This is a genomic window from Caulobacter sp. GW821-FHT09A05, from assembly GCF_059418465.1.
Genome location: NZ_JBWKPX010000009.1, coordinates 95,438 through 113,837 on the forward strand (window position 1 = coordinate 95,438; position 18,400 = coordinate 113,837).

Annotated in this window: 15 protein-coding genes; 7 read left to right on the forward strand and 8 right to left on the reverse strand. The window is 68.9% G+C overall.

The features are described from left to right. Positions 1-18 precede the first annotated feature (18 nt). The 5 genes from AC07NX_RS10925 to AC07NX_RS10945 are packed head-to-tail and all read right to left on the reverse strand — an operon-like array spanning position 19 to position 4,869. Positions 19-363, reverse strand: coding sequence for a c-type cytochrome (locus tag AC07NX_RS10925; RefSeq protein ID WP_494641746.1), 345 nt, complete (start codon positions 361-363; stop codon positions 19-21). A gap of 48 nt (positions 364-411) precedes the next feature. Beyond that, a complete protein-coding gene (locus AC07NX_RS10930; protein WP_494641747.1) occupies positions 412-1,467 on the reverse strand; it encodes a sugar phosphate isomerase/epimerase family protein in 1,056 nt (351 codons plus the stop codon). Continuing rightward, positions 1,467-2,615, reverse strand: coding sequence for a Gfo/Idh/MocA family protein (locus tag AC07NX_RS10935; protein WP_494641750.1), 1,149 nt, complete (start codon positions 2,613-2,615; stop codon positions 1,467-1,469). Before AC07NX_RS10935 ends, AC07NX_RS10930 begins: the two co-directional genes overlap by 1 nt. Next, complete coding sequence (locus AC07NX_RS10940) at positions 2,615-3,604, reverse strand: sugar phosphate isomerase/epimerase family protein (RefSeq protein WP_494641751.1); 990 nt, start codon at positions 3,602-3,604, stop codon at positions 2,615-2,617. The genes AC07NX_RS10935 and AC07NX_RS10940 overlap by 1 nt, the downstream gene beginning before the upstream one ends. A 2-nt stretch (positions 3,605-3,606) precedes the next feature. Next, entirely contained in the window at positions 3,607-4,869 is a 1,263-nt protein-coding gene (locus AC07NX_RS10945; RefSeq protein ID WP_494641753.1) for an MFS transporter, read from the reverse strand. 181 nt (positions 4,870-5,050) lie between these two features. Here AC07NX_RS10945 and AC07NX_RS10950 point away from each other — a divergent pair, with 181 nt between their 5' ends. After that, positions 5,051-6,064 carry a LacI family DNA-binding transcriptional regulator gene (locus tag AC07NX_RS10950; protein ID WP_494641755.1) on the forward strand — a complete coding sequence of 338 codons (1,014 nt, stop codon included), beginning with the start codon at positions 5,051-5,053 and terminating at the stop codon, positions 6,062-6,064. Here AC07NX_RS10950 and AC07NX_RS10955 read toward each other — a convergent pair. Then, positions 6,061-6,819, reverse strand: coding sequence for a 3-keto-disaccharide hydrolase (locus AC07NX_RS10955; RefSeq protein ID WP_494641862.1), 759 nt, complete (start codon positions 6,817-6,819; stop codon positions 6,061-6,063). The genes AC07NX_RS10950 and AC07NX_RS10955 overlap by 4 nt on opposite strands. Before the next feature lie 406 nt (positions 6,820-7,225). Here AC07NX_RS10955 and AC07NX_RS10960 point away from each other — a divergent pair, with 406 nt between their 5' ends. The 4 genes from AC07NX_RS10960 to AC07NX_RS10975 all read left to right on the forward strand — a co-directional run bounded on the left by AC07NX_RS10960 (position 7,226) and on the right by AC07NX_RS10975 (position 11,172). After that, positions 7,226-9,076 (forward strand): phosphoenolpyruvate carboxykinase (GTP), encoded by a 1,851-nt coding sequence (locus AC07NX_RS10960; protein ID WP_494641757.1) that lies wholly within the window; start codon positions 7,226-7,228, stop codon positions 9,074-9,076. A 58-nt stretch (positions 9,077-9,134) separates the two neighbouring features. Beyond that, a complete protein-coding gene (gene tpiA, locus AC07NX_RS10965) occupies positions 9,135-9,890 on the forward strand; it encodes a triose-phosphate isomerase (RefSeq protein WP_494641759.1) in 756 nt (251 codons plus the stop codon). 108 nt (positions 9,891-9,998) lie between these two features. Further along, entirely contained in the window at positions 9,999-10,358 is a 360-nt protein-coding gene (locus AC07NX_RS10970; protein ID WP_494641761.1) for a tryptophan 7-halogenase, read from the forward strand. 181 nt (positions 10,359-10,539) lie between these two features. Then, positions 10,540-11,172 (forward strand): DJ-1/PfpI family protein, encoded by a 633-nt coding sequence (locus AC07NX_RS10975; protein WP_494641763.1) that lies wholly within the window; start codon positions 10,540-10,542, stop codon positions 11,170-11,172. A gap of 6 nt (positions 11,173-11,178) precedes the next feature. Here the strand turns inward: AC07NX_RS10975 and AC07NX_RS10980 are convergent, their stop codons facing one another. Then, entirely contained in the window at positions 11,179-13,296 is a 2,118-nt protein-coding gene (locus tag AC07NX_RS10980; protein WP_494641863.1) for an alpha-glucuronidase family glycosyl hydrolase, read from the reverse strand. A 209-nt stretch (positions 13,297-13,505) separates the two neighbouring features. On the opposite strand from AC07NX_RS10980, the gene manD reads away from it, so the two are divergent. Continuing rightward, positions 13,506-14,717 carry a D-mannonate dehydratase ManD gene (gene manD / locus AC07NX_RS10985; RefSeq protein ID WP_494641764.1) on the forward strand — a complete coding sequence of 404 codons (1,212 nt, stop codon included), beginning with the start codon at positions 13,506-13,508 and terminating at the stop codon, positions 14,715-14,717. A gap of 140 nt (positions 14,718-14,857) precedes the next feature. Further along, complete coding sequence (locus AC07NX_RS10990) at positions 14,858-15,610, forward strand: FadR/GntR family transcriptional regulator (protein ID WP_494641765.1); 753 nt, start codon at positions 14,858-14,860, stop codon at positions 15,608-15,610. 174 nt (positions 15,611-15,784) lie between these two features. Here the strand turns inward: AC07NX_RS10990 and AC07NX_RS10995 are convergent, their stop codons facing one another. Further along, positions 15,785-18,205, reverse strand: a complete 2,421-nt coding sequence (locus AC07NX_RS10995) for a glycoside hydrolase family 3 N-terminal domain-containing protein (protein ID WP_494641767.1) — start codon at positions 18,203-18,205, stop codon at positions 15,785-15,787. Between the last annotated feature and the right edge of the window lie 195 nt (positions 18,206-18,400).

Here is an 18,400-nt window from a genome sequence, read left to right on the forward strand (position 1 = left end):
CCCGGGGCTCCCTCAAGGCTATTTCTTGAGGGAGCTCAGATACTGGATCACGGCGGCGCGCTGTTCGGCGTCCGGCGCGCCCAGCAGCATCTTGGTCCCGGGGACCGTCTTGCCCGGCGCCTTGACGAAAGCGTCCAGCTTGTCCGGCGTCCAGGTGATGTTCGAGGTCTTCAGCGCGTTGCTGTAGGCGTAGCCCGCGACGGAGCCGGCCTTGCGGCCCGCCACACCGGCCAGGGGCGGCCCCATCTTGCCCGGGGCTGGCTGCAGCGAATGGCAGACCGAGCAGCGCTGCTCGAACACGGCCTGCCCCGAAGGCGCGGCGACGGCGCTGGCGGCCGAGGCGCTCAGGAGCGCGGCAAGCATAAGCGGGAACTTCATTCCGTGAACTCCGTCAGAGATTCTGCGTCGCCTCTACAGGCCCAATAGGCGCCGATTGCGGCCGGCGTCGGGCGCGCTGCCGGCGAAGTCGTCGAACGCCTTGTCGGTCACCTGGATGATATGGTCGCGGATGAACGGCGCGCCTTCGCGGGCGCCCTGCTCGGGATGCTTGAGGGCGCATTCCCATTCCAGCACCGCCCAGCCGGCGTAGTCGTACTGGGCCAGCTTCGAGAAGATCGCCTTGAAATCCACCTGCCCGTCGCCCAGCGAGCGAAAACGCCCCGGGCGATCCACCCAGCCCTGATAGCCGCCATAGACCCCGGACCGGGCCGAGGGCCGGAACTCGGCGTCCTTGACGTGGAAGGCCTTGATCCGCTCGTGGTAGCGGTCGATGTAGCCCAGATAGTCCAGCTGCTGCAGCACGAAGTGGCTGGGGTCGTAGAGGATGTTGGCGCGCGCATGGCCGCCCACCTCGTCCAGGAACCGCTCGAACGTGGCCCCGTCGTGCAGATCCTCGCCCGGATGGATCTCGTAGCAGACGTCGACGCCCTCGGTCTCGAAGGCGTCCAGGATCGGCTTCCAGCGACGACCGAGCTCGGCGAAGGCCTCCTCGACCAGGCCCGCGGGCCGCTGCGGCCAGGGATAGAAGTAGGGCCAGGCCAGGGCGCCGGAGAAGGTGGCGTGGGCGTTCAAGCCCAGGCGCCGGCTGGCCACGGCGGCGGCCTTCAGCTGCCCCACCGCCCAGGCCTGGCGTTCCTTCGGCTTGCCCCGCAACTCGGGCGGCGCGAAGCCGTCGAACAGCTCGTCATAGGCCGGATGCACGGCCACCAACTGGCCTTGGAGATGGGTCGAAAGCTCGGTGATCTGCAGGCCGTGGCCCGCCAGCATCCCCGCGATGTCGTCGCAATAGGCCTGGCTTTCCGCCGCCCGCGCCAGGTCGAAGAACGAGTCCGCCCCGCCCGTCGGCATCTGCACCCCGACATAGCCGAGATCGGCGACCCATTTCGCCATGGTCTCCAACTTGTCGAACGGCGGCTCGCCGCCGATGAACTGGGCCAGGAAGATGGCCGGTCCCTTGAGCGTCTTCATCACCCCTCTCCTTCTTGCGAGAGCCCCACCCAGCCGGCGTCCGCCCGGCTGGCCGCCACGGCGCGCTCGACGAACGCCATGCCGCGCACGCCTTCGGCGATATCCGGAACGAGCTGGCCGTCGCCCTTTCCGACGATGGCATCGGCGAAGTCGCGATAGATGTTGGCGAAGGCCTCGATGAAGCCTTCCGGGTGGCCCGTCGGCAGCCGCGTGACCGCGCGAGCGCCCGGGCCCAGATAGGCCGAGCCGGCGTGCAGCACCTGGCTGGGCCCGTCCAGCCAGTCCAGGGTCAGGACATTGGGGTCCTCGTGGCCCCAGGTCAGGCCGCCGGTCTCGCCATAGACGCTGATCTTCAGGCCGTTGCGGGCGCCCGCGGAGACCTGCGAGGCGATCAGCACGCCGCGCGCCCCGCCCTCGAACCGCAGCAGCACGTTGCAGTCGTCGTCCAGATCGCGCCCCGGCACCACCGTGGCGACGTCCGCGCACAGGCGCTCGACGCGCCTGCCCGTGATGAACTCGGCGATGTTGAAGGCGTGGACGCCGATGTCGCCGATGCAGCCGCCGACGCCCGACAGGCTGGGATCCGAGCGCCAGCTGGCCTGCTTGTTGTCCTCGCGCTCGAGGGGCCGCGACAGCCAGCCTTGCGAATATTCCACCACGACCTTGCGCACCGCGCCCAGGTCGCCGCGCGCCACGATCTCGCGCGCCTCGCGGACCATCGGATAGCCCGTATAGGTGTAGGTCAGGCCGTAGAGCTTGCCGGACGCCGCGACGATGTCGGCCAACTCTTGCGCCTGCGCCAGGTTCAGGGTGGCGGGCTTGTCGCTGACCACGTGCAAGCCGCCCCGCAGGGCGGCGGCGGAGACGTCGAAGTGCAGATGGTTGGGCGTCACGACGGAGACCAGGTCGACACCGTCGGGACGCGCCCGCTCGGCGGCGATCATCGCGTGGTGGTCCGGATAGACCCGATCCGGCGCGACGCCCCAGTCGGCGGCCGCCCTGGCGTTCTTCTCGGGATCCCGGCTGAACACGCCGGCCGCCAGCCGGATGCGGCCGTCCAGCTCGGCGGCCATGCGGTGCACCGGCCCGATGAACGAGCCGGGGCCGCCGCCGACCATGGCCAACCGCAGGGGCGCCTGTCCGCTCATCAGGCGACCACGCGCGCCAGGTAGTCGAAGCTGATCTTGGCCGACTCCAGCCGCGGATGGGCGAACGGCGCCTCCTGCTCGTAGAAGAAGCCCCGGACCCCGGCGGCATGGGCGGCGGGCAGCAGCTTGGGCCAGTCGATCTTGCCGCCGCCGATTTCGGTCGGGTCCATCTGCAGGACGAAATTGGCCTTGGTGCTCGGCTTGACGTCCTTGATGTGCATCAGGGTGAAGCGGCCCGGATGCGCCTTCAGGAGGGCGAACGGATCGCGCCCGGCCGCCGTGACCCAGCCCGCGTCCATCTCGAAGGTGACCAGGCTGGGATCGGTCTGGGCCAGCAGGATCTCCATCCCGCTGGTGTCGCCCAGCGGCGCGAACTCGAAATTGTGGTTGTGATAGCCCGTCGCCAGGCCCGCCTTCTTGAGGACGGCGGCCTTCTCGTTCAGGAAATCGGCGTTCCACTTCCAGTCGTCGGCCGTCATCTGCGCGCTGGCCTGGCGCAGATCAGCGCCGCCCAGACGATCCGGGATGTACTGGATCGGCATGATGGCCGACTTCACGCCGATCACCTGCAGCTCGTCGGCCAGCTTGGCCAGGTCGCCGCTGAAGCTGGGGCCGCTGGCGCCCTTGGGCGAGACGTGGGCGCTGGGGCAGACCAGGCCCGCCTTGTCGAAGGCGGCGCGCAGTTGCGCGGGGGTGCGGCCCAGATAGCCGGCCAGCTCCACCGACTTGAAGCCGATCTTCGCCAGGGTGGCGAGCTGGGCGTCCAGGTCCTTCTGCAGGTCCGGACCCAGGGTGTAGAGCTGGATGCCGACCGGCAGGTCGCGGCGCTGGAAGAACGGCTTCTCCGCCGCGCCGGCCACGCCGGCATAGGCGGCGCCCAGGGCGGCCGCGCCCGCGGCCAGGAGGCCGCGCCGCGACAGATCGGCGGACGAAGCTCGAGTTTCGCAAGCTGTTGAGCGCACGAGGCTTTCCTTTTTCTGAAGGGGCATGGCTAGGGCTGGGCCGGGCTGGCCGCGGCGACGGGGCCGTCGTCGTCGACCTCCGCCACCGGAGCCCGCGTCGGCGGCTTGAAGAACAGGGCCAGCAGCAGCACCGCCACCAGGGCCATGCCGGTCGGGACCAGGAACAGGCTCGTATAGTCGACCGTCGCCACGCCATCCGCGCCGGCCTGGCTCAGCCGGCTGACCAGGGTCGGGAACAGGAAGCTGGCCACCACGTTGCCGACGCCCAGGATCAGCAGGTTGAACAGGCCCTGGGCGCTGGAGCGGACGTCCTTGGGGAACACCGCGTCCACGAAGATGTACACGGTGGCGAAGAAGAAGGCGTAGCAGATCCCGTGCAGCAGCTGCACGGCCACGATCACCGGGATGCTGTCGGCGAAGAAGGCGAAGACCGCGAAGCGCGCGGCGTGGCCCAGGACGCCGATGATCATGGTGACCTTCCACCCCAGTCGCGCCAGGACCCGGCCCAGCAGGAACATGGTCAGGATCTCGGCCACCTGGCCCAGGCTCAGCACCACCATGCTGAGGTTGCCGGCGATCCCGACCCGGTTGGTCAGGAAGGCGTCGGCCATCACGAAGTAGCCGTTGTGGATCACCGAATCGATGAAGGTGACGACGAACAGCACCAGCACGAACGGCGCGCCCAGCAGCTTCAGGGCCCGTCGCCAGGCCAGGTTGTCGATTCCCGGCGCGTCCTTGCGGGCCGGCGTGTGCGGCAGGGTCAGGGCGTAGCCCGCGAAGGCGAACGAGAGGATCGCCGCGACCAGGAAGATCCACCGCACCTGCTCGACGCCGGCATGGGCGCCCAGCAGGAAGACGAAGGGCCAGCTGACCAGCACCCAGCCCACCGTCCCGCCCATCCGCACCGCGCCGAACTCGCCCGCCGGGTCGCGCAGGTTGGCGAAGGCGATCGAGTTGGTCACCGACAGGGTCGGCACATAGACCAGGCTGAAGATCAGATAGCAGGCGAAGAACGGCCAGAAACTGGTCGACAGCGCCGTCCCGACCAGGGCCAGGCCGCCGATCAGGTGGCTGATCGCCAGGAACCGCTCGGCGGCGAAATTGCGATCGGCGAACTGGTTCGAGAAGAAGATCCCGACCACGGCGGCCACGCCCCAGGAACTGCCGACCAGCGATTGCTGCCAAGGCTGGAAGCCCAGCATGCCCATGTAGGGGAAGATCTTCGGCGCCCAGGCGCCCCAGATCGCCAGCTGGAGCACCATCATCAGGAAGAGCCGCAGGCGCGTCGTCATGGTTCTGGCCTCCCCGACCAGCATTGCGACCAGGTTTCCGGCCCGTTTGGACCGTTCCCGCGCTTATGTAATCGAAATCATCGATAACAGGGGTCCGTCAAGGCGGCAACCGTCCAGCTGCGGACCAAAGCGGGGGAGCTGCGCCTTGCCAAGGGTCCGGCTTGCGGCCAGTGTCGCGCCGATGGCCACCATTCAAGATGTCGCTCAGGACGCAGGGGTCTCGACCGCGACGGTTTCGAGAGTGTTCAGCGCGCCCGAACTGGTGCTGGAGGCGACCCGCAAGAAGGTGATGGAGGCGGTCACCCGCCTCGGCTACGAGCCCAATTTCGCGGCCAAGAGCCTGAGGACCCTCAGGACCGAGAAGATCCTGGTCACCGTGCCGGACATCTCCAACCCCTTCTTCTCGCAGGTCATCCGCGGCGTGGAGGAAGCGGCCCTGGCGGCCGGCTATTCCGTGCTGCTGGGCGACACGCGCCACGAAGAGGCGCGCGAAGAGCAGTACGCGGCGATGTTCCGGCGCAAGGAGGCCGACGGCCTGATCTTCCTGGGCCATCGCCTTCCGGACGTCCTGGCCGAGATGGTCGCCGCCAAGGGCCCGCGCACGCCGATCGTCAACGGCTGCGAGTTCCGCCCGGGCCTGGCGGTGTCCAGCGCCCATATCGACAACGAGGGCGCCGCCGCCGAGGTCATGGAGCACCTCTACGGCCTGGGCCATACGCGGATCGGGATCGTGACCGGCCCGCTGGTCAGCCCGATCAGCGGCGACCGCCTGGCCGGCGTCCTCGCGGCCGCCCAGCGCCGGGGCCAGGCCAGCGCGCTGCGCATGGCCATCGGCGACTTCTCCATCGAATCCGGGTTGCGCCAGGCGGGCGAGCTGCTGGACCAGCCCGGTCCGCCCACGGCGATCTTCTGCTTCAGCGACGAGATGGCGATGGGCGCGATCGAGGCCATTCGCCGGCGCGGCCTGGAATGCCCGCGCGACGTGTCGCTGGTCGGCTTCGACGACATCCGCTTCGCGCAGTATCTCAGCCCGCAACTGACCACGGTCAGCCAGCCGATGGAGCGGATCGGCCACGAGGTGGTCCGGCTGCTGCTCGACATCCTGGCCGACCGCGCCAGCGCCCTGCAGAACGTCACCCTGCCCCACCGCCTGGTCGTGCGGTCGAGCACGGCCCCGCCGCCCGAAGGGTCCTAGGGCCGCGGCGACAGTTCGCGGACCCAGATGTTGCGGAAGCTGATCGGCGCGCTGGGGTCGCCGTGGGCCTGCAGCTTGATCGGCGCCGAGGTGAAGGGCCGTGACGGCGGCTTGCCGATATAGACCGTCTCGCCCGCGAACGCGGCGTTGTCCTGCACCAGCACGCCGTTGTGCAGCACGGTCGCGGTGGCCGGCGAGACCAGCGCCCCGTCGGGTCCGAACACCGGCGCCCGCCAGACCACGTCATAGACCTGCCACTCGCCCGGCTTGCGACCCGCGTTCACCAGGGGCGGATGCTGCTTGTAGAGGCTGGCGGCCTGGCCGTTCACATAGGTGGGGTTCTGGTAGGGATCGAGGACCTGCAGCTCGTAGCCGCGATCGCCGGGGCCGGTGGACGCCAGGAAGACGCCGCTGTTGCCTCGCGCCTGGCCCGAGCCGGTGATGTCGGCCGGGATCCGCCATTCCAGATGCAGCTGGTAGTCCTTGAAGCTTCGCCGGGTCTCGATGTTGCCGCGCGTCTTGTCGACGGTCAGCACGCCGTCGGCCACGGCCCAGCCGGCCGGCGACTTGTCCTGGGTCGCGACCCATTCCTTCAGGTCGCCGCCGTCGAACAGCACGATGGCGTCCGAAGGCGGACCGCCCGCCTCCTTGGCCGGGGTGACCACGGCCGGCACGGGCTTCCAGATCTCGGTATCCTCCGGCTTGGCCTGGGCCATGGCCTGTGATCCGAAGCAGAGCCCGCCAAGGCCCAGCATCACGGCGGTGAGAATGAGAGGCTTCGGCTTCATTTCCGTTCGTCGCTCCACGGGAAAGGCGCCGACACCATAGACGCCCGAACCGAGTCCGCCAGGGCCCCGCCGCCCGCGCGGCTCCCCGGGAGGCGGCCGCCTCGGCGCAACCGATCCGACGCCTCCAGGGGCATCGATTCGCGGCGGACACCCCGAAAGCGTGACCGTTTCGGCGAAGCTTGGCTCACCCACAGATCATCTTCCGCATAATCGGGCGCCGGGCGTGAAAACGTGCCTTTCACGCAGCATCCTGGGCTCAGATTTTTGCCGACAACGTTGTCATTGAAAACATTGGGCTTTTCCTGAGAGGCCGCGACGTTATGGTGCGCGCCAAGGCGAGCGACAGTCTCGCCAGCTTGCAGCAGGACGGAACATGCAAAACCAAGGGCTGGGCGCCAACGCGCCCCCGACGAAACACGCGCGTCTATTGGCCTGGGTCGACGAGGTCGCCGCCCTGACCAAGCCGAAGGCCATCCACTGGTGCGACGGCTCCGACGAGGAATGGACCGCGTTGACCGACGAACTGGTCGCCGCCGGCACGCTCAAGCGCCTCAATCCCGACCTCCGCCCCAACTCGTTCCACGCCGCGTCCGACCCGCGCGACGTCGCCCGGGTCGAGAGCCGCACCTTCATCTGCTCACAGGACCAGGCCGACGCCGGCCCGACCAACAACTGGCGCGATCCCGCCGAAATGCGCCGGACCCTGAACGGCCTGTTCGACGGCTGCATGCGCGGCCGCACGATGTACGTCGTGCCGTTCTCGATGGGCCCGGTCGGTTCGCCGATCAGCGCCCTGGGCGTCGAGATCACCGACAGCGCCTATGTCGCCGTCTCGATGCGGGTGATGACCCGCATGGGGCGGGCCGCCCTGGACGCCCTGGGCGAGGACGGCGTCTTCGTGCCGGCCCTGCACACCCTGGGCGCGCCCCTGGCGGAGGGTCAGGCGGACGTGGCCTGGCCATGCAACGACGACAAGTACATCGTCCACTTCCCCGAAAGCCGCGAGATCTGGTCCTACGGTTCGGGCTATGGCGGCAACGCCCTGCTGGGCAAGAAGTGCTACGCCCTGCGCATCGCCTCGGTGATGGCCCGCGACGAGGGCTGGCTGGCCGAGCACATGCTGATTCTCAAGCTGACCTCGCCGGCCGGCAAGGTCCGCTACGTCGCCGCCGCCTTCCCCAGCGCCTGCGGCAAGACCAACATGGCCATGCTGCAGCCCACCCTGCCCGGCTGGAAGGCCGAGACGATCGGCGACGACATCTGCTGGATGCGGTTCGGCGACGACGGGCGGCTGTATGCGATCAATCCCGAGGCCGGCTTCTTCGGCGTCGCGCCGGGCACGGGGGTGAAGACCAACCGCAACGCCGTCGACACCCTGCATTCCAACGGCATCTACACCAACGTGGCCCTGACCGCCGACGGCGACGTCTGGTGGGAAGGCCTGACCGAGCATCCGCCCGAGGGCCTGGTCGACTGGAAGGGCCGGGCCTGGACGCCGGACCTGGGCGAGCCGGCCGCCCATCCCAACGCCCGCTTCGCCGTGCCGGCCGGACAGTGCCCGGTCATCGCCGACGAATGGGAAGACCCGGCCGGCGTGCCGATCTCGGCCATTCTGTTCGGCGGCCGCCGCGCCTCGGCCGTACCGCTGGTCACCGAGGCCTTCGACTGGGAACACGGCGTGTTCCTGGCCTCGAACGTCGCGTCGGAAGGCACGGCGGCGGCCGAGAACAGCATCGGCGAGCTGCGCCGCGATCCCTTCGCCATGCTGCCGTTCTGCGGCTACAACATGGGCGACTATTTCGGCCACTGGCTGAAGGTGGGCGCCTCGGCCGATCCGGCCAAGCTGCCGCGCATCTACTTCGTCAACTGGTTCCGCAAGGACGGGCGCGGCAAGTTCGTCTGGCCGGGCTATGGCGACAACAGCCGCGTGCTGAAATGGATCGTCGAGCGCCTCGAAGGCGAGGCCGACGCGATCGACAGCCCGATCGGCCGCCTGCCCGCCCGCGACGGCCTGGACCTGACGGGCCTGGACCTGACCGACGCCCAGCTTGACCTGCTGCTGACCGTCGACCCGGAGATTTGGCGCGCCGAAGCCGCCCTGATCCCCGAGGCCTACGCCAGGTTCGGCGATCGCCTGCCCCCGGCCCTCTGGCGCCAGCTGGACGCCCTGGGCGAACGGCTGGCCCGCCTGGAGCGTCCCGCCAGGGTGCTGGAGCAGGCCTGATCGCCCGCGCTCCCAGCCTCTTTCAAGAAACGAGCGCCAGCCGGCGCATGGAGACCGAATGCACGTCGCTATGGAAAAGCCCGCCCGGAAGTTCGTGGTCGGAAACTGGAAGATGCACGGCAACCTGGCCGCCCTGCCCGTCCTGGGGGCTATCGACGCCGCGGCGCGCGAGACGCCCGCCGTCGAGGTCGGGGTGGCGGTCCCCGCGACCCTGATCACCGCCGCCTGGCAGGCCGCCAACGCGATCCACGTGGGGGCGCAGGACATCCACGCGGCCGACAAGGGCGCGCATACCGGCTGCCTGTCGGCGCCGATGGTCAAGGACGCCGGGGCGGCCTTCACCATCGTCGGCCACAGCGAGTGCCGGGCGGGCCGGCGCGAGACCGACGCCGAGGTGCGCGGCAAGGCCGAAGCCGCACGGCGCCACGGCCTGTCGGTGATCCTCTGCGTCGGCGAGCCGCTGGAGGTTCGCGAGGCGGGCCAGGCCGAGGCGGTGGTCCGCGCCCAGCTGGAGAACTGCCTGCCGGCCGACGCCGACGGCGACTGGCTGTCGGTGGCCTATGAGCCGATCTGGGCGATCGGCACGGGCCGCTCGGCCACGGCGGACGACATCGCCGCCATGCACGCGGTGCTGCGCGAAACCTGCCGCGCGATCCTGGGTCCGGCCGGCGACCGCGTCCGGCTGCTGTACGGCGGCTCGGTGACTCCGGCCAACGCGGCCGAAATCCTGGCCACGCCGAACGTCGACGGCGTGCTGGTGGGCGGGGCCAGCCTGACGGCCGAGACCTTCCTGCCGATCATCGCCCACGCCTGAGCGGCGCCTCGCCTCGGGCAGGCGGGCGGCCGGATCGCCGTCGGCCTCGAACCAGTCGTGCTCGAAGATCAGGCGGTCCTTGCGCGGGGTGAAGCCCCGCAGCCACGAATGTTTGTCGACCATGCCCCCGGCCAGCACCTCCCGGGTCTGGCGATAGTCCAGCATCAGGTCGAGATAGGCCTTGGCGACCGAGGCCGTCGCCGCGTCACGGGCGGCGACGACAAGATCGCGGTGTTCCAGAGCTACGGCCGGGTGTTCCGCGAGAACGAGGAACTGTTCACCGACACCAGCTGGTTCGCGGTGATGACCGGCCAGGGCCTGGAGCCCCGCGTCCACGACCCGATGGCCGATGTCATGCCCGACGACTTGCGCGCCCGGATGGCCAACATCCACGCCGTCATCGCCAAGTCGGTGCAGGTGATGCCCGAGCACATGCGGTTAATCGCCGACAACTGCGCGGCGCCCTGAGGCCCGGCCTTGGTGGCCAGGCCCAGAACCCGGGGCGGAAGCCTTCTTCGCCCCCCAGGGGCGTGTCTTCGGGCACGCCGTTTTTCCTCCCACCCCGGGCGAGCAGCCATCTTGAATTGACCCCATGATAATCAACGCGTCATGGTTGCTTTCAAGTCGTGGAAACCAGGGAGGGGGCGCGATGAGGCTGGGCATACCGGTCTACGAAGGGGTCGACCTGCTGGACGTCACCGGTCCGGCCGAGATGTTCTACTGGGCGGGCAAGGACCAGCCGCTCGAGACCCTGATCCTCTCCGAGGACGGCGGTCCCGTGACCGCGATGAACGGCATCCGCTTCGAGGCCCAGGCCAGTTTCGAGGATGTTCCGACCCTCGACGTGCTGTGGGTCCCCGGCGGCGATCCGAACGTGCTGGGCCGGATCATGAGCGATCCGGGCTCGCCCTACCTGGCCTATCTGCGCCAGGTCGCCGACAACGCCGCCTGGGTCTGCTCGGTCTGCGAAGGCGCCCTGCTGCTGGCCCGGGCGGGGCTGCTGGACGGCCACCGGGCGACCACGCACTGGGCGTTCATCGCCTGCCTGCAGAGCTTTTGCGAGATCGAGGTCGACACCAGCAACCCGCGCTTCGTGGTGTCGGGCAACCGCCTGACCGGCGGCGGCATCTCGTCGGGGCTCGACGAGTCCCTGCAGCTGATCCTGATGCTGTTCGGCCAGGCGGCGGCCGAAAGCGTCCAGGTGACGACCCAGTACTTCCCCGACCCGCCGGTGATGGGGACCCTTCCCCCCACCCCGACGTGTCCGGTGACCTGGTCGTGACGCGCGCTAGATACCCGGCGCGTAGGGGAAGCTGAGCTTTTCGTAATAGTCCAGCGAATGGGCCGGAGGCGCTTCGCCGGCCGGCAGTGGCAGGCCCGAGAAGGTCTGGAAATAGGCGATCGAGGCGTCGCGCCACCACTGGGCTTCGTTGCGCTGGATGGCCAGGAAGTCGGCGACCTGGGCGTGGCGCTCGGGATCGACATAGGGCGCCAGGTCCGCCCAGGTCTTGCCCATGCCGTCGACATAGGAAACCCCGCGCGAATAGTGGGTCACCAGGCCGTCCCACAGGGTCTGGCCGGACTTCAGGCGATAGGTCCACGGCAGGTGGTGAAACCACAGCAGATCCTTCTCGTCGACCGTCTTCAGGTCGGAGAAGCGCCGGGCGACCACCGGGGCGTATTGGGCCACGGCGTTGCTGCCGGCGGCGGTGCGGTCGAAACCGATCCCGTCCTTGCCGGCCTTGGCGTAGTAGACGCTGGTCCAGTCGGCGCGTTCGCCGCCGCTGACCCAGGGGCCGGGACCGTAGTGATGGCTGCGCCCCATCTGGTGATGCAGGCCCAGCGGGGTCATGTAGTCGACCGCCGCCTCGCGCGAGCCCATCATCATCACCACCGCCGGTTCGACGAAGCGCGGGTCCGTGGAGAAGGTCATCCTGGCCCAGTCGGCGGCGATGTCCTTGGTGGAAGCCTCCGGATCCCAGGCCAGGCGGCCGAACATGTACCAGTTGGCCTGGTCGAACTGCGAGCCCGACCAGTTGCGGTCGCGGCCGATGTTGGAAACCCCGGCCATCAGGGTCTGGCGCCGGCCGTCCAGGGAGCCGTCCACCACCCTGGCCACGGTCGAGCCCGGCCCCTTGGCGTAGGTGTCGGACTTCAGGGTCTCCTCGTAGAGCGGGCCCAGATAGACCAGGTGGGTGGCGAAGCCGAGATATTCCTTGGTGATCTGGAACTCCATGCCGAGATTGGTCTTCGGCATGGCGCCGAACAGCGGGTGGAACGGCTCGCGCGGCTGGAAGTCGATGGCGCCGTTCTTGACCTGGACGATGACGTTGTCGCGGAACTGGCCGTCGAACGGCTTGAACTCGCTGTAGCCCTGCTTGGCGCGGTCGTCCGGCTGCTCGTGCGAATAGACGAAGGCCCGCCACATCACGATCCCGCCGTGCGGCCCCACGGCGTCGGCCAGCATGTTGGCCCCGTCGACATGGGTGCGGCCGTAGTCCTGCGGACCGGGCTGGCCTTCCGAATTGGCCTTGACCAGGAAGCCGCCGAAGTCGGGGATGGCCTGGTAGATCTCGTCGGCCTTGGCCTTCCAGAACGCGCGCACGGCCGGGTCCAGCGGATCGGCGGTCTTCAGTCCGCCGATCTCGATCGGGGCCGAGAACCGGGCCGACAGATAGACCTTGATTCCGTACGGACGGAACACGTCGGCCAGTGCCGCCGCCTTGGCGATATAGGGCGCGGTCAGGCTGTCGGCCTTGGCGTTGACGTTGTTCAGGACCGCGCCGTTGATCCCGATCGAGGCGTTGGCCCGGGCGTAGTCCACGTAGCGCGGATCCTTGTAGTCCGGCAGCTTCCACCAGTCCCACAGCGAAGCCCCGGCATAGCCGCGCTCGACACTGCCATCCAGGTTGTCCCAGTGGTTCAGCAGGCGATGGCGGACCTTGGGGGCCGAGAGGATGTCCAGCCTGTCGACGCCCTGCCCGGTCTGGACCAGGCGCAGGTAGTGAAAGACGCCGTACAGCACGCCGATGTCGCTGTTGGCGGCGATCACCGTGGTCTTGGCGTCCTGAAGCGTCCGAATGAGGTAGCCCTCCTCGCCCGCGCCCTTCAGCGGCAGGTTCAGGGCCGCGATGGCGGGCGAGCCGGCGGGCGTGCCGATCAGGATCGCGGGGCCGTCCGGCGACGGCGCGCCGCCGACCAGCCCGTCCAGCCCGCGCCGCAGCTCGGCGCGCGCGATCTTCAGCGTCGGCGTATCGGCGCCGGGCGCGATCGTTCGCGGCTCAGGGCGCTGGGCCGCCGGCATCGGCCGATAGCGCAGCCACAGGTCATAGCCGTCCTCGGCGCAGGCCGTGGAGCCCGCCAGGGTCGCCGAGATCAAGCCAGCCGCCAGGCAGAGCCCACGCACGAAGGACACGAGACGCATGTTTTCTCCCTGACGACCATTCCGCGCGACACAAGCGGACGCGACGGCCTTTGGCCTTGTGATACCGCTACCTTGAACAAAGGTCGAGACACCACCGCATTATTGGTCAGACCATTAGGTTGACAACTGGCGCGCCTGATTTACCGATACGCTACCATCCGATGTGGTCGTCGGGTCAACGAAAGCGTCCCATGCCGAAGATCACCGCCGCCAGAGTCATCGTCACTTGCCCGGGACGAAATTTCGTCACCCTGAAGATCGAGACCAGCGACGGAGTCCACGGCGTCGGCGACGCCACGCTGAACGGCCGCGAGCTGGCGGTGGCCAGCTACCTGACCGACCACGTCATCCCCTGCCTGATCGGGCGCGACGCCCACCAGATCGAAGACATCTGGCAGTACCTGTACAAGGGCGCCTACTGGCGGCGCGGGCCGGTGACCATGGCCGCCATCGCCGCGGTCGACATGGCTCTGTGGGACATCAAGGCCAAGATCGCCGGCCTGCCGCTGTACCAGCTGCTGGGCGGCGCCTGCCGCGCCGGCGTGATGGTCTACGGCCACGCCAACGGCGCCACGGTCGAGGAGACCCTGGAGAACGCCGCGATCTACGCCGCCCAGGGCTACAAGGCCATCCGCCTGCAGTCGGGCGTGCCCGGCCTCAAGGGGGTCTACGGCGTCTCCAAGGACAGGTTCTTCTACGAGCCGGCCGACGGCGACCTGCCGACCGAAAGCCTGTGGTCGACCGAGAAGTACCTGCGCAGCGCGCCCGGCCTGTTCGAGGCGGCCCGCGACGCCCTGGGCTGGGACGTGCACCTGCTGCACGACGTGCATCATCGGCTCACCCCGATCGAGGCCGGCCGCCTGGGCAAGGACCTGGAGCCCTACCGCCCCTTCTGGATGGAGGACGCCGTCCCGGCCGAGAACCAGGCCAGCTTCCGCATCATCCGCCAGCACACCACCACGCCCCTGGCCGTGGGCGAGGTCTTCAATTCGATCTGGGACTGCAAGCAGCTGATCGAGGAGCAGTTGATCGACTACATTCGCGCCACGGTGGTGCATGCCGGCGGCATCACCCACCTGCGCCGGATCGCCAGCTTCGCCGACCTGCACCACGTGCGCACCGGCTGCCACGGGGCGACCGACCTGTCGCCGGTCTGCATGGCCGCGGCCCTCCACTTCGACCTGTCGATCCCCAATTTCGGCGTCCAGGAATACATGCGCCACACCGAGGCGACCGACGCGGTGTTCCCCCACGCCTACAGCTTCGCGGACGGCATGCTGCATCCGGGCGAGGCGATCGGCCTGGGCGTCGACATCGACGAGATCGAAGCCGCCAAGCATCCCTACAAGCGCGCCTACCTGCCGATCGCCCGCCGCGAGGATGGCTCCATGCACGATTGGTGAGGCCGCCGGGACGCGTTTTGTGACAATCGTCAAGCTTTGGCGGCCGACGCCAAAAATAGCCCGCGCGGCCCAGGTCGGCTATGCTATCGCGAGTTCGAAGAGGCTCCCCGGGGCCGCCGCCGAGAAACTGACCAAGACCCATGGCCGAGAACGTCAAGCTCTACCGCCGTATCGCCGACTCGATCGCCGACGCCATCGAGGGCGGCCAATACAAGCTTGGCGACCGCCTGCCCACCGAACGCGAACTGGCCGAGCAGTTCGGGGTCAGCCGCCCCACCTTGCGTGAAGCGATGATCGCCCTGGAGATGCTGGGCATGATCGAGGCCCGCCATGGCCTGGGCATCTATGTCACCGGCGACGTCCGGCCCGTCGCCTCGGCCAGCGCCGAGCCCGCCTTCGAGATCGGCGCCTTCGAGCTGATCGAGGCCCGCCGCCTGTTCGAGGGCGAAGCCGCCGCGCTGGCCGCCACCGCCATCACCGACGAGCAGATCCGCGAGCTCGAGGCGCTGATGGAGCGCATGGCGCGCGAGGAGGAAATCCAGGGCGAAGGCGCCGATCGCGAGTTCCACATGGTCATCGCCCGCGCCTCGGGCAACGGCGCGATCATCGCCACGATCGAGAACCTGTGGGACTGGCGCAACCGCTCGCCCCTGGCCCGCAACATCCTGGCCCGCGCCCGCGGCATGGGGCTGCAGCCGCGCATCGTCGAACACCGCCGGGTGTTCGAGGCCCTGAAGGCCCGCGACCCCGCGGCCGCCCGCCAGGCGATGCGCGACCATCTGGAACGCGTCATCGACCACCTGCTGCATGCCACCGAGACCGAGGCCGTCGAGCGGGCCCGGCAGGAAACCGGCGCCCGCCGCAGCGCCATCGCCAAGCGCGTGGCGATTTAGAAAATCCCTCTCCCCTTGCGGGAGAGGGTGGCCCCACGGAGTGGGGTCGGGTGAGGGGTCTCTAAAACGAAAACCGCTGCGGCTGGCCTGCGGCCGATCGCGGCTTTTATGTCTTTCGACCCCTCATCCGTCAGCTTCGCTGACACCTTCTCCCGCAAGGGGAGAAGGATCGCCTTACCCCGTCACCGTCAGCGTCGCCGTCTTCAGGTTCACCGAATTTGGCCCGCTCAGCAGGGTGAACTTGCCCGGCTCGACCACGCGCTTCATCGCCAGGTTCCACAGCGACAGGTCCAGGGGCGAGACTTCGAAGACCAGAGTGGTCTTCGCGCCGGGCGCCAGGGTCACGCGCTTGAAGTGCTTCAGCTCCAGCACGGGCCGGGTCACCGAGGCGGCCTCGTCGTGGATGTAGAGCTGCACCACCTCGTCGCCGGCCACCTTGCCGGTGTTGGTCACGTCGACCTCGACCTTGACGCTTTCATTGGCGCCGATCTGGGCCTTCGCGGGGCGCGGGGCCGAGATGTCGAAGGTGGTGTAGGACAGACCGAAACCGAACGGATAGAGCGGCGAGGTGTCGCCCAGAAGATAGCCGCGGCGCGCCGTGGGCTTGCGGTTGTAGTAGATCGGCAGCTGGCCGACGTCGCGGGCGATGCTGACCGGCAGCTTGCCGCCGGGATTGGCGCGGCCGAACAGGATGTCGGCGGCGGCGTTGCCGGTCTCCTGGCCCAGGTACCAGCCCTCGACGATGGCGTCGGCGCGCTCGGCCAGCAGGTTCACCGACAGCGGCCGGCCGTTGAGCAGGAACACCACCGTGGGCTTGCCCAGGTCGAAGATCGCCTTGGCCAGGTCGTTCTGCTGGCCGATCAGGTCGAGGCTGTCGCGGTCGCCCAGGTGGTTGTCCGCCCAGGCCTCGCGGCTGGTCTGTTCGTTGTCGCCCAGCACCATGACCACGACGTCGGCCTTGCGGGCCACCTCGACGGCCTCGGCGATCAGCTTGGCGTTGACGGCCGGATCGACCAGCTTGACCTCGTCCTGGGCCCAGATCCGCGCCTCGGTGATCCGCACCGCCTCGGCGTAGTCCAGCGTGAACCCGCTCTTCTTGGCTTCGGCCTGCAGGCCCTCGTAGATCGACACCACGTGGCGCGGCACGTCGCTGTAGCCGCCGATCGGGGTGTCCTTGGCGTGGACGCCCAGCAGGGCCAGGCGCTTGAACTTGCCGGGGTCGAGCGGCAGCACCCCCTTGTTATTCTTCAGCAGCACCGCCGCCTTGCGGGCCGCCTCGCGGGCCAGGGCGACGGCCTCGGGCGTGGCGGTCTTGGCGTCGGCCGTCTTCTCGTCGGCATAGGGGTTCTCGAACAGGCCGCCCTCGAACTTGACGGCCAGCACCCGGGCCACGGCCTCGTCGATCTGGCTCTGCGAGATGCGGCCGGCCTTCACCAGGTCGGGCAGCAGGGCGTAGGCCTCGCCGTCGGGCAGTTCGACGTCGACCGTGGCGTTCATCGCCATCACGGCGGTGTCGGCAAGGCTGTCGGTCAGCTTGTGGCGGGCGATCAGCTCCTTGATGGCGAAGTAGTCGCTCATCGTCACGCCCTTGAAGCCCCATTCGCCGCGCAGCACGTCGTGCAGCAGCCAGCGGTTGGCGTGCGAGGGCACCCCGTCGATCTCGTTGTACGACGGCATCACCGAGCGCACCGGCAGCTCCTTCACCGCGCGCTCGAACGGCGGGAAGAAGTTCTCGCGCAGGGTCCGCTCGGCGATCTGGGCCGGACCGACATTGGTGCCGTTCTCGGGCTGGCCGTGGCCGGTCATGTGCTTGAGGGTGACGAACACCTTGTCCTTGGCCAGCGGCAGGGTCTTGCCCTGGAAGCCGCGGATCGCCGCCAGGCCGATCTCGGCGCACAGGTGCGGATCCTCGCCATAGGTCTCCTCGATGCGGCCCCAGCGCGGGTCGCGGGCCACGTCGACCACCGGGGCCAGGGCGATGTTGGACCCGCGGGCCCGCATCTCGCGGGCGGCGACGGCGAAGCACTTCTCCACCGTATCGGGATCGAAGGTCGAGGCCAGGGCGATGGCCTGGGGGAAGCTGGTGGCGTCGCGCGCGACATAGCCGTGCAGCGCCTCGTCGTGCATCAGCATCGGGATGCCCAGGCGCGTCTGTTCCATGGCCCATTTCTGGGCGGCGTTGACGTAGCGGGCGGTCTCCTTGGCGTTGCGGTTGACCGAGCCGTCGTCGGCGCCGGCGGCGGCGTCGACCACCGCGGCGGCCTTGAGGCCCTTGCGGTCGCTCGGGCGCGAGATCTGACCCAGGCCGTTGGGGAAGTTCTTGCTGGCCTCGGCGGGCGAGAACTCGCCCTCGGGGGTCTGGATCTTGGACTTGGTCAGCCAGATGCCGATCAGCTGGGCCGCCTTCTCCTCCAGCGTCATGCGCGAGAGCAGGTCGCGGACCCGCAGCTCGACCGGCTGGGACGGATCCTTGTACAGGGGCTTGCCGGCGGCTTGACCCGCAACGGGCGCGGCGGCCCGGGCGATGGTCGAGGACGCGGCGGCCAGGGCGGCCAGGCTGACTCCGAGCGTGCGGCGGGTGACGGTCTGGCGCATGATCTCTTCGTTTCCCCACAATGGAACAAACCGTCCCTAGGGACGGTGGCGGCGTTGCTCGCCGACGTTGAGACGCACTATGGAAGCAGAGATCAGACCACTCAAGTTTTTTATGGTACCGGTCTCATTTCCTCGCCTAGGATCGGGGACAGACAAGCAAGACCCATCGTCGGACGGGCTGGAGCTGGAGGAAAT